Source organism: Paenibacillus herberti, assembly GCF_002233675.1.
GTDB lineage: Bacteria > Bacillota > Bacilli > Paenibacillales > Paenibacillaceae > Paenibacillus_O > Paenibacillus_O herberti.
The window spans coordinates 2244928-2257046 of sequence record NZ_NMUQ01000001.1; the positions used below are offsets into that span (position 1 = coordinate 2244928).

Annotated in this window: 9 protein-coding genes; 2 read left to right on the forward strand and 7 right to left on the reverse strand. The window is 45.8% G+C overall.

Translation table 11 applies throughout. The features are described 5' to 3' along the window. Positions 1-76: 76 nt before the first annotated feature. The gene (locus tag CGZ75_RS10330; protein WP_176444758.1) at positions 77-1681 is read left to right on the forward strand and encodes a sensor histidine kinase; all 1605 of its coding nucleotides are present in this window, start codon (positions 77-79) and stop codon (positions 1679-1681) included. Continuing rightward, positions 1668-2429: a response regulator transcription factor gene (locus CGZ75_RS10335; protein WP_089524085.1), complete on the forward strand. Its 762-nt coding sequence runs from the start codon at positions 1668-1670 to the stop codon at positions 2427-2429. The genes CGZ75_RS10330 and CGZ75_RS10335 overlap by 14 nt, the downstream gene beginning before the upstream one ends. A gap of 561 nt (positions 2430-2990) precedes the next feature. Here CGZ75_RS10335 and CGZ75_RS10340 read toward each other — a convergent pair. The 7 genes from CGZ75_RS10340 to CGZ75_RS10370 form a co-directional block, all read right to left on the reverse strand. After that, positions 2991-4790 carry a glycoside hydrolase family 2 protein gene (locus CGZ75_RS10340; RefSeq protein WP_425436465.1) on the reverse strand — a complete coding sequence of 600 codons (1800 nt, stop codon included), beginning with the start codon at positions 4788-4790 and terminating at the stop codon, positions 2991-2993. A gap of 59 nt (positions 4791-4849) precedes the next feature. Further along, complete coding sequence (locus tag CGZ75_RS10345; RefSeq protein WP_245850771.1) at positions 4850-6841, reverse strand: AbfB domain-containing protein; 1992 nt, start codon at positions 6839-6841, stop codon at positions 4850-4852. A 43-nt stretch (positions 6842-6884) separates the two neighbouring features. Continuing rightward, positions 6885-7841: a glycoside hydrolase family 43 protein gene (locus CGZ75_RS10350; RefSeq protein ID WP_089524087.1), complete on the reverse strand. Its 957-nt coding sequence runs from the start codon at positions 7839-7841 to the stop codon at positions 6885-6887. Between the two features lie 13 nt (positions 7842-7854). Next, positions 7855-8697 carry a carbohydrate ABC transporter permease gene (locus CGZ75_RS10355; protein WP_089524088.1) on the reverse strand — a complete coding sequence of 281 codons (843 nt, stop codon included), beginning with the start codon at positions 8695-8697 and terminating at the stop codon, positions 7855-7857. A 13-nt stretch (positions 8698-8710) separates the two neighbouring features. Then, positions 8711-9577, reverse strand: coding sequence for a carbohydrate ABC transporter permease (locus tag CGZ75_RS10360; protein WP_089524089.1), 867 nt, complete (start codon positions 9575-9577; stop codon positions 8711-8713). An 11-nt stretch (positions 9578-9588) separates the two neighbouring features. Beyond that, complete coding sequence (locus tag CGZ75_RS10365; RefSeq protein ID WP_089524090.1) at positions 9589-10935, reverse strand: ABC transporter substrate-binding protein; 1347 nt, start codon at positions 10933-10935, stop codon at positions 9589-9591. Between the two features lie 177 nt (positions 10936-11112). Then, positions 11113-11946, reverse strand: coding sequence for a helix-turn-helix domain-containing protein (locus tag CGZ75_RS10370; protein WP_089524091.1), 834 nt, complete (start codon positions 11944-11946; stop codon positions 11113-11115). Between the last annotated feature and the right edge of the window lie 173 nt (positions 11947-12119).

Consider the following 12119-nt stretch of genomic DNA (forward strand, 5'->3'; position numbering starts at 1 on the left):
ATCAACGGGGTATGTAACCAATCTTAATATGGCCAAGACGTTAAATAATAAACTTGATAACGAGACAAACACAATTTTGAATCAAAATATGAAAGCGGTAACATTATTTGTGAATGACCTTGACCGCATGGGCAGCTCCATTTCCCAAAGTTCATCTGTCTCCGATTTTTTGAAAAATAAGAACGAGGAAACCTATCCTTCTTACTTCAGAAAACTGGATGAGCTCATCGAAAGCATCCATGCCATTCGGCCAGAAAATATCGGCATTACGATCGTCAGCGATAATGGTTTTATTTATAATTTTGGCTATACCATCCTTAACCGTCATGTGCAGTTTAATCAGTTCCAATGGATTCCTCCGTTCAACACGTATGTTAATGACACTTATCTCACACCCGTGCATACTCGCTCTTATGTCGCAGTTAATGAAGAGCAGTCGGTATTTTCCTTTGTCCGCCAAATATCAAGCACTAATTTAAAAGATCAAGGGCTGCTTATTATCGATTTTCCTACGGATGTGCTGACTGGATTATTCGACGCCCAAAACTCTACAGCAGAAAATTCAGGTTTCTTCGTGACCGATCAGAATGGTGTCATGGCCTATCCTTACCGCGATCCTTTTTTCACGGCGGCAGATTTGCAGACGATTAATGATTCTTCAAGAATCGTTAAAAACGATAAATTTTACAAAGTCATTCATAAACGTGATCAAGCGACCGGCTGGACGATAGGTGCCTACTTTTCGGAAGATCAGCTCTACGCATCTATAAATCAATTCCGCAAATCGACAATCTTAACGGTTATCCAAACGATTTTTATCTGTCTGATCGCTTCTTATTTCATTTCACGGAGTATCGCTGGTCCGATACAAAAGCTCAAAAAGTTAATGAAGCAGTTCGGAAGCGGCGATTTTAATCCCTATTTTGAAATCCGGCGGAAGGACGAGATTGGCGCGCTCGGCGTTGGCTTTAACCAGATGGTCAAACGAATTAAGGAACTAGTTCAGCTTGTTTATGAAGAACAGAATGAGAAGCGCAAGGCGGAAGTAGCTGCTTTACAATCGCAAATCAATCCGCATTTTCTCTATAACACATTGGAATCGATTAACTCCCTGGCTAGAAAAAATAAAGAGCCCGAAATCAGCAAAATGATCGTCATGCTCGGCAAGCTTCTACGAATGAGCATTAGTACCTATGACGATCTGGTTCGCATTGAGACTGAGCTGGAATATGTACGTTATTATTTGGAAATTCACAAATTCCGCCTGCAAAGACCAATTGATTATGAAATCAAGATCGATGCCGAAATTCGAGAATTATATACCGTAAAGTGGATTCTGCAGCCCATTATTGAGAACGCAATTATCCATGGTTTAGACCGTAAACAGCATGGCGGTAACATTAAGATCACCAGTTGGAGCGACGATGACGATATCTATATCCAGATAACCGATCAAGGAGTTGGCGTTAGCTACGAGAAGTTGCAAATGATGCGATACGATTTGCAGCATCATGCGGATCATTTGACCAAGGTTGAAAGAAAGGTCGGGCTGTATAATGTACAGTCGCGCATTCAGCTTCATTTTGGCAGAAATTATGGTCTTTACTTGGATAGCGTCTTAAATGAGGGGATGAAAGTAACCGTCAAGATACCGAGGAGGACGTCAAATGGATCTCTATAAACTGCTTATCGTTGATGATGAATGGATGATATCGGATAGCCTACGGTCCATGGAAGAGTGGAAAGAACGTAACATCGAGGTCATCGGCACAGCTGCAAATGGAGAAGAAGCGATACAATTGCTGGAGCAACAGCATGTGGATTTCATGATTACAGACATTCATATGCCGGATATGGACGGGCTGCAGTTGCTTCAGCATGTTTACGAACAGATGCCTAGCCTGCAGGTTGTCGTCATTAGCGGCCATACTGAATTCTCCTATGCGCATAAGGCTTTGAAATACAAAGCCAAAGGGTATGTCCTCAAACCGCTTGATACGGATGAATTGCTGAGCATCATCGATGAGATGATAGCAAATGCAGTGACTACTGCTGCAGCGACGAAATCGCATCCAATGGAGCCCATGTCTCTGACCTATCAGGAATCGATCGTACTGCGGGCCAAATCATTCATTAAAGACCATATGGATCAACCTATCTCCTTGGTAGATGCGGCCGATGAGGTCCGTCTGACAGCGCATTACTTCGGTCAAATGTTCAAAGCTGTAACCGGTGAAACCTTCCTCGCTTACTTGACCAAGGTTCGCATGAATAAAGCCTGCGAGCTTCTCAAAAATCCCGAGCTCAAGCTCTATGATATTTGCCGATTAGTTGGATATGTGGAAGCCAATTATTTCTCAAAAGTATTTCAAAAAACGAAAGGCCTGTCGCCTAAGGATTTTCGACAGAATTATCTTAATTCCCCTTAACCGTATCGCAAAGAGCTTGCTATCCAATTCTCAAAACTATTATTCTACTGGGACAGTTGTCAGAGTTCATGTCCCTGCGCCCATCATACATTGTAGATAGGAAGTTCATCATGAGTTGATAGATCTTTCATAGGCTTAAGTCGTAACACCAAGTCAGTCTCGTATTGATGTGGGCATGCACAATTTGTATGATTTTTCACTCAACATGCATTCGGGCCGGGCTGATATTTTGGATATTGTACGATAAATCATTCAAAATGGCTGGGCATAGGCGACGAAAGCTCGGCTTTGTATGTTTTATCACACAAAGTGTTGAAAAGAGGCGGCTATAAACCGAATTTTATACGATAAATCGTACAAAAAAAGTTACACCGCCCACGAAAGCCGAGTTCAAACCCTATTCCATTCAAATCGAGAGGAGACGCACGCTCCGATAATCCCGAACAGCGCAGAATTACTCGGACGTTTTTCATCTACCTATATAGGCACCTAAGTAGTTACAACAAAAAAACGGCTATCTACGTAACTAACTCCGTAGTAGCCGTTTTTTCATTCTCACTATTACCGACCAGCTTCCTGACCCGTCATAATCTTCCGGATTTCTTCGAGCGGCGCTTTGGGTTGTCGGTCATACGTCAACAGTCCGTTGATCTCCTGCTCGACGTCTGTCAGCTGCGTATAACAGAATCCCTGCACAACAGGTGAAGTGAACATCGGATTCACGACGGCCGCTAGTTTACGAAGGAAGTCCTCCTCGTTATCGGCACCGGAATAACCCCAGCCATCCCAATCGCTCTTTTTAAAAGCAATTCCACCAAATTCAGAGATAAGCATCGGCTGTCCTTGGTAGGATGCCCCGCCCACGAAGATTCGCCTGTTAGCTGGCATTGCGCTCAGCGCTGTATCCATCGTAGCATACCTCGCTTCTAGCACCTTCTGGCTGCTTTCATAGTCATGAATCGTTAGCAAATCTGTGGTCATCTGTTCCCATCCATCGTTGTACACGACCAATCTGGTCTCATCCAACGATTTCGTCAGATGATACATAGCCAGACCATGCTGCTGCTGACGTTTGTCAATTTGCACATTCGGAATGCCCCAGCTTTCATTCAAAGGGACCCATGTCACGATGCACGGATGATTGTAATCGCGCTCGATGATATCCATCCATTCTTTTGTAAACCGCCGGACATACTCTTCGGAATATTCATAAGCGTTCGCCGCTTCTCCCCAAACTAAGAGACCAAGTTGGTCGCACCAGTACAGGAAACGCGGGTCCTCCGTTTTCTGATGTTTTCGGACACCGTTGAAACCCATCGCCTTTGTTAACTCCACATCTTGCTTCATTGCTTCATCGCTTGGCGCCGTCAAAACGCCATCAGGGAAGTAACCTTGGTCAAGTACAAGCCGCTGATAGTATGGACGGTTGTTCAGACACAGCTTTCCGTCCTCGACGGACACTTTCCGCATACCGAAATAACTGCTCACCTCATCTAGAGTCTGTGCTTTCTGAATCACCTTGAACGTTACATCATACAGATTCGGATGCTCCGGACTCCACAGCCGCCCAAGTCCGTGTTCGGCAAAATCCTTAAGGCCCACAACCCGGCTCTCCTCGCCATGTTTGACCGTGTATACATCATCGGAAATAACCGTCCCCCGAAATGAAATACTCACCTGTAGCTGGCACTCTTTGCCCCCCTCAAGTCCTTCCACAAACGTCCGTAAGCGGATTTCGTTCCGATCAATGTCTGGCGTAAAGGTTACTTTCTTCAGATATACAGCACTGACAGGCTCAAGCCATACGCTTTGCCAAATTCCTGTTGTTCGTGTATAAAAGATACTTGCCGATTTTTCCAGCCAATACTGCTTGCCCCTAGGCAGCGTCAAGTCCCGGCTAAAATCCTCGGCACGCACGACTAGTGTGTTCACTCCTTCCTGAAGTAGAGAACCGATCGCAGCGGAGAAAGGAGTATGCCCGCCTTCATGCACCGCCGCAAGCTGCCCGTTCACCCATACCTTCGCACAATAATCCACTGCGCCAAAATGCAGAATGGTTTCTTTCCCCTTCCAATTGGCGGGAATCTCGAAGCTGCGTTGGTACCAAACGACGTCATGGAATCCAGGGTCCTCTATTCCGCTGAACTTGCTTTGAAAAGTAAAAGGCACTTGGATAGTCCGGTCAAATGAGCTACCGCCTAGACTGAGACTGTCCCGATACCAGCCCTGACTTTCCCCCACGTTGGCATCGTCAAAATTAAACGCCCATTCTCCATTCAAGCACAGCCATTGTTGACGGGTAAATTGGGGTCTTGGATATTCCATCCGTCTAGTTTTGATAGGATCCAGCATTTGATTCATTATAATAAGTACTCTCCTTTTTAGTAGCGCTCCTCTTTTTCCGTACTTTCCCATATGAATTACTTCACGTAAAAAGTAGCGTCTTGTTTATCCAATGCAGTCGAAATCGAGGATATTTCTAACACGCCGCTCCGGTGCCTCATAAATGCTCCCGTAATGTTAAAGGACTCAAAAGAGGCCGCCCATGGGCTCGATAAACCAGTACGCAATTTCCATGTTGCATCCTGTTTAAACAAAGTCGTATTATTGCTCGGCTCAAGCCAAATCTTGCCGTCACGATGTCGGAGATAATGCCCTGGCGAGGATATGGATTCGATCGAAACTGCGGATGGATCGGCCAGTCCTCCAACCATTCTCCATTGCGATTCGGCATTGTACTGCCCTCCGTCGATCTTCCCTCGGCCATCTTGATAACGAATAAAGCTATTTGCGATATTAAAACTTTCCAACTGATTAACCGGGATTTCCACATCCGTACGCACCGTCTTCCAGTTCTGCGTATCCAGACTGTTGGCCGTCCATTGAATTACCTTGGTACCTGCTGGCGCTCCGCCTCCAGCGTTGTCCAGCATCAATCCACTGCGTTCGTTCATGCTCGTATAGTATCCATTGCCCTTGTACGTGAATTTCCACCTTTGTGTGTTCAACTCATTATTCGTCCACAAAACCACGTTTGTGCCAGGTGTAGTAGCTCCATTGGGATTATCCAAGATCAGGCCATTATTTATATTCATCGCCCGAAAGAAACCGCTGTTTCGGTAATCCAAACGCCAACGCTGGGTATCCAGTCCGAGATCATTCCACTGAATTACCTTGGTCCCAGCCGGCGAGCCGCCGCCACCATTATCCAGAACGAGTCCATTGTTTTGATTGCTCAGTTTATAGATTCCTCCAGAAACAATAGAGGATTCCCTGTCTACCTGAGCTACATTGGCACGGATTTCATTCCGACTCCCCATTTTTACGGTATTAACCTCAAGGAGCAATGATCCATTAAGCGGCAACAGCGTCCCGCTCCAGGCTGCCGGAGTGCTCTGATTTGTCCCCTTTACGGTTAGCGGCGCATCCATTTGCGTCCAAGTTGCTCCGTAATCTCCACTCGTAAACATTTTGTTAGCTGAAGATACCACATCCGTCATGCCCCGAACGTAAAATCGGCCATTAACTGTTCCATCATCGATGTAGGCAACCTCCGGGGTCTGAGATGCGCGATATATTCCCGTCCCTACTACTTTCCCTAAATCGGTTGGACTTCCCCAGTTGATGCCATCAGGTGAGGTTTTGAAGCGGACTGCAAAGTTAGGAGCAGCCCCCAGCATCTCAAAAAACATAAAATAAGTTCCGTTTTTCGCTTTTAACACCCTTGGCATACCGGGACGCCAGTTCCAATCTCCCTGATTACCCACAATGATGCTGTAATTCCCCCAAGTCAGTCCACCATCACTGGAAATCTCCTGCGCGAGGGCTTGGTTATAACCTGGCTTGCGTTCATCCGAGTAATAACAGATCAATCGGCCATCATTTGTTACCGCAAACTCCGGTTCCCATGTGCGCTTCGTTCCCGCTGAGCCTCTGGCGGCCAAGTTGCTGTGGAACTGCCAGGTGGCGCCATTGTCCGTGCTTCGCCAAATATGAATCGTATACGGTGCAGAATTATCCCAATCTGTGGATGCGAACAGTAATGTTCCTGCTGGAAGACTCCCAACCTGCTGAGGCAGTACATACAAGGTTGTCATTCCTTGCTGGTCCCGGTTCAAACCATAATTGTTAGGATCAATTTCACTGATTTTAGACCAGGTTGCCCCGTTGTCCGTACTCTTGTAAAAAGGAAAAGGCTGCATTCCCACCCAGCCTGCGTTTCCGGGAAACCGAGGTGTAAAAGTGGTCAAAATATCTCCATTACCAAGCTCCACCGCCCTCACATAAAAAGGCTCAGGTTCAGCCGGATTGCTATATACAACCGATCCGGTTGTAGCCGCATGTGCAGACGGTGCCACCATTAGTGACATGAGCATTGTGACAATTAATGCAAGTAACCCAATGCGTTTCAACCTATATTCCACCTCTATTCCTCCCTAAAATGAAATGGCTAAATCACTCTCCCGATGGCACGGGGAGATTATGCATATCGCTCCAAGGAATTCCGAAATCTGGCGTACCATCCGCATTCCAACCGAACTTCTGAATACGCGTCGAGCGGACGCTGTCATTGGAATCAGGTGACGGAAGCGCATGGAAGATGATCCAGTCCTCTTTATCATCCGGTGACTTCGAGAAGCTGTTATGTCCGGTCGCATAAACTCCGTTTTGTATACTTTTGCAGAATACAGGCTGTTTCGATTTTGTCCATGAAGACGGGTCCATGGGATCGGCCTCTTCATCCATCGTTAACATACCTAGAGCATAATCCTCAGACCAAGTAGTACTCGCTGAATAAACGAGAAAAATGCGACCGTTTCTATGCAGCGTGACCGGGCCTTCATTAATAGCCATTCCGCCTTGTTGTTCCCATGTAAGTGTTGGAGCCGTTAACAAGACATGTTCCCCTGACAATGTCCAAGGGTCAGCCATTTGCGCAATATATATAGCAGATCCATATTCGGGAAAATGTCCGTAACCGGCATACATAAAATAAAGCTGATTCCGTATCGTCATTACAGTACCATCCAAGCCAGGAACAGGGGTTTTCAACGCCCCTTTCCAAATCCAATCACCTTCCAGCGGATCACTATTTTCGTTCTCCAATACACATAAAGTGCGAGATTCATCTCCGCCGCCATCGTTAGCTGTGTAGTAGATGTACCATTTGTCATTCAAATAGTGAATTTCTGGCGCCCACAAATTGTGGCTGTAGGGACCTTCCGGCTCGGGAGTCCAGATTGTTTTTTTTCGGCCCTCAGCAAGTCCGGTTAAGCTGACGGATTGGGTCAGCTCCAGAGAACGCGGCTGTGTGTACATAAAGTAATAGTAACCATCAGTGTGCTTCAACACCCAAGGATCAGCTGCTTTGGGTACGATTGGATTGCAATACGTAGTAGCGTTGTTTGACATGTTCTCTCTCCTTTTAACCTTTCATTCCAGTCAAAGTAATGCCTTCAACAAAGTACTTTTGCGAGAAGAAAAATAATAACAGGGTAGGAATTAAAGCTAGAACGGAGCCGGCCATAATATAGGTCCATTGGGAGGTATAAAATCCTTGGAAGGAAGCAAGGACCAGCTGTAGCGTAAACTTCTCCGGTGTGTTGATATAAATCAGAGGACCCAGATAATCGTTGTAACCCGCTAGAAATCCGAGCAGCCCTTGTGTAATCAAAGCCGGTTTGGATAAAGGCAGTATGATGCGGATAAAAGTCTGGAATGGATTCATTCCATCCACCTTGGCGGCATCCTCCAATTCTTTGGGGATGGTCATAAAAAACTGCCGTAACAGGAATACCGCAGCAGCAGCCCCGAACATTCCTGGCACGATCAGCGGCAGCCAACTGTCGATCCAGCCGATATTTTTGAACAGGATGAAGGTGGGAATCATCGTAACGACGCCGGGAATCATCATCGTGGCTAGCAATAAGGTGAAGAGCAGGTTTTTAGCAGGAAACTGCATTCGACCGAACGCATAAGCCGCCAGCGCACTCGTAAACAAACCTACCAGGCAGGGTAATAAAATAACTAAAAGCGTATTGAAAAATCCTTGGACAATGTCCGATTCCAACAACACAAAGCTGTAATTGCTCCAATCGAAGTTTGTAGGAATCCATTGAGGAGGAAATTCAAATTCCGATCCCGCCGGCTTCAGCGATGTGGAAACCATCCATAAAAACGGAATGGCCATCATAAGGGCACCTATGGATAGGAACAGGTACGCAAAGCTTTTGCGGACCCATTCGCTCGTCTGTTTTTTGCTAAACATCCCCGGACTCCTCCTATTCATAGTGGACCCAGCGCTTAGACAGATAAAAATTCAGCACTGTAATCGCCAAAATGATGAACCCGAGAATCCACGCCATAGCTGAGGCAAATCCCATTTCCATATAACGAAATGCATTCTGGAACAGGTAATAAACGATCGTTGTTGTGGAATAATTCGGCCCGCCCTCCGTCATAATCTGAAACCGCGGGTAATCTTGCAGCGCTCCAATAATCGAAGTAATAAGCACAAAAAGCGTTGTGGGAGATATGCAAGGTATCGTGATATGACGAAATTTATCCCATCGATTACCTCCGTCGATTTCCGCAGCTTCGTAAAAGCTGCTTGGCACACCTTGCAGCGCCGCTAAATAAAGCACGATATTAATGCCCAAGCCGCCCCATACCCCTTGAATAATCATCGCCGGCATCGCCCATGTTTCGCTGCTCAGCCAAGCCGGACCTTGAATCCCGATGTATTGAAGAAGATAGTTCAACAGACCGTAGGTATCATTAAAAATCCATTTCCACAGCAAGGTGAGTGCTATGATGGAGCTGATCGTCGGCAGAAAAAAAATCGTTCTGAAAAAACGGATACCCCGAATTTTTTGATTAAGTGCCGTTGCAAAGCCCAAAGCCAAGGCCATGCCAATCGGAATGCCTAACGCCGCGTAAAATGTATTCAGCAGCGTTTTCCAGAACAGTTCGTCGTTAATAAGTCTGACATAGTTATCCCCACCATTTAATACGGGTGCTTTGTAACCGCTATAATCGGTGAAGCTGACATAAACGGAATAACTGATTGGAATAAACGCAAACAGCATAAATCCTAGAATTGGCGCAGCAACGAATAAATACGCCCACATATACTCTTTGTGTTTCATCGTTGTCCACCCTATTTGAACAATTTAGGATTGCCTTCTTTAATGGCGGTATCGATTTTAGGTTTAAGCTCGTTTAATGTTTCCGCAGCGGTTTTTTTGCCTTCACGTACTGGTCCCAGTCCTTGATTGAGCATATCAAACCACTTCGCGTTGGGAAGATTAGTCCATGGTCCCGCAACTTGCGTCTCAGCTGCCTTGATAAAAACCTCTGCATGCTCCGGTTTCTGGTCAGGCTGGAGGAATACATCCGTGTTGGCCATGGATTTGAAGCTCGGGATGGAGAAGCCCATTAGTGACTGTTCCTTCTGACCTTCTGGCCCTCCTAAAAACTCTACCAGTTTATAAGCCGCCTCCACTTGTTTGGTCTTGCTGTATATTCCTAGCCCTACGGAGCCGCTCGTTCCTCCCCAATTGTCGGCTGGAAGCGGGGCAACATCCCAATCAAAGCTCACTTTACGGAAATCCGGTACTGCCCACCGTCCGGTAATCATCATGGCCAGCTTGCCGCTTTTGAACATTTGAGTGTCATTTAAGTCCTTCAAAGCTGCCGAACTTGGGACGACTCCGTGTTTATTAGTAAGATCAGATATAAATTGCAGCGCATCGGTTGTCTCTTGGCTATTGCCGATAAACTCCTGTTTGTTTTCACTGAGGAATTTGCCTCCCTTCGCCAAGACGAAGCCCTCCCACCAGATCGGTCCCATGCCGTACTGCGTTGTTTTACCATTGTTGCTGACAGTCAGTTTTTTTGCTGTATCAAGCAGTTGCTCCGAATTCATCGGTGTTTCCGAATCAGGGAACGGGACATTCATTTTCTTAAACAGATCTTTATTGTAAAAAAGTACAGTTGGCCCAATATCCTTCGGCAATGCATAAAGCGGCCCTATCCCATTAGTCGCGCCATCATAACGATACCGCTCAAGACCCGAGCTCCACATATCGGCGGTATCGATGTTGCTACTCTTCACAAATTCTTCAATGGGCAACAGCAGATCCTGACTGACCCATCTTCCAAAGTCTCCATCTGGCACATAAAACACATCCGGAGCATTGCCCCCTGCAAGAGTCGTGTTCATTTTACCGACGTAATCACCTGGAATATGCAAATAGTCGACTTTGATCCTCGGGTTCCTCTCTTCAAAAACTTTAATCAGCTTTGTAAACACTTCTTTTTCCGACGGGTCTCCCCATCCTGCAAACTGGATTTTGACATTGCTTCCTGAATTCGATTTACCACCAGATCCTGACGATGCAGGTTCAGATTCTCCTTGAGCGCATCCCAGCAAACTGCCCGTGAGCAGGGTGAAAGATAGGAGCACTACAGACCTTTTGCTGAATCTACTTTTCAACAGACTCATCTTTTCGACACTCCCTTTGGCTTAGTTTTTTTTATATCTCTAATTATCCGGGACATATTCGTGGCAAACAATTATGAAAACGCTTTATCGACCATGCAAAAAAAAGCAGTACTGAATCGTTTTCGACGGTCGAAAAAGAGAGCCGCTCTGATCGAGGGGCTCCATAAACAATTCCATTCATTGATTCTGCTTACGCCATTCGAGTGGTGTAACACCTGTCAATTTGATAAAAAACTCATAAAACCGGCTGGAAGAAGTGAACCCCACTTCGGCGGAGATCCATTCTATAACCTTATTTGTTTGTTGTAAGAGCCGTTTTGCCTCCATCAAGCGAAGGTTGATAATGTACTGCTTTGGCGATACACCGTATGATTCCGAGAATTTCTTGCGAAGATTGCTTTCGGAAAGAAAATGACGCGCTGCGAGTTCGTTAACCGTGATTTGAGTATGGTAGCTGCTATGAATTTCTTTTAATATCTCTTCTATGACCAACTGATCAGCATTTGTTAGCCGCATCGGCGTTCCCTTATTACGCTGGAATACCAGCAGTGTTGTCTCAAAGGCAATCCGCATCAAGTTATAGGAGTCGATGTCTCGCCTCTCTGACTTCCATTCTTTCTCCAATTGAAAAAAACTGATTTCCGCCCAGCGCATATCGTCATCTTGGAGATGGGCGCTGCGAATCCGATGCGGCTCGCGCTCTGTTTCATGAAAGAGGTACTGGCAATGCGCCGGAAGCTTATCGTGAAAGAAATGAACGGAAATCCCTTGCCAAGGTTTCGTACAAACGAAGCCATGATGCAGCCGTGGAGGGATTAGAATAATATCGCCGGCAGCTACTTTGATATTCTGGTCAGAAGAGCTGTAATAGCCTTCCCCATCCAAAATAAGAGTCAACTCATCATATTCATGGGAATGAGACATAAACAGGCCTTCGCCCTGCTCCGCCTGAAAGGTGTGAGGCTTAAAGTGCTCCATACTGATTACAAAGCTCTTTTCACTGTTTTCCATGATTCACCTCCCGCTTCCCGCTTCTCCAGCTCTTTACATTTGATTCTATGAAGTCGACCATACCCCGTCAACATCACGTTAAGTTATGAAGAATTATTCATAAATTCAATAATTGGATATTAAGATTTTCCAATTATAATGAGATCAGCCAGTATTCAAGGGGGAAAGAGCAA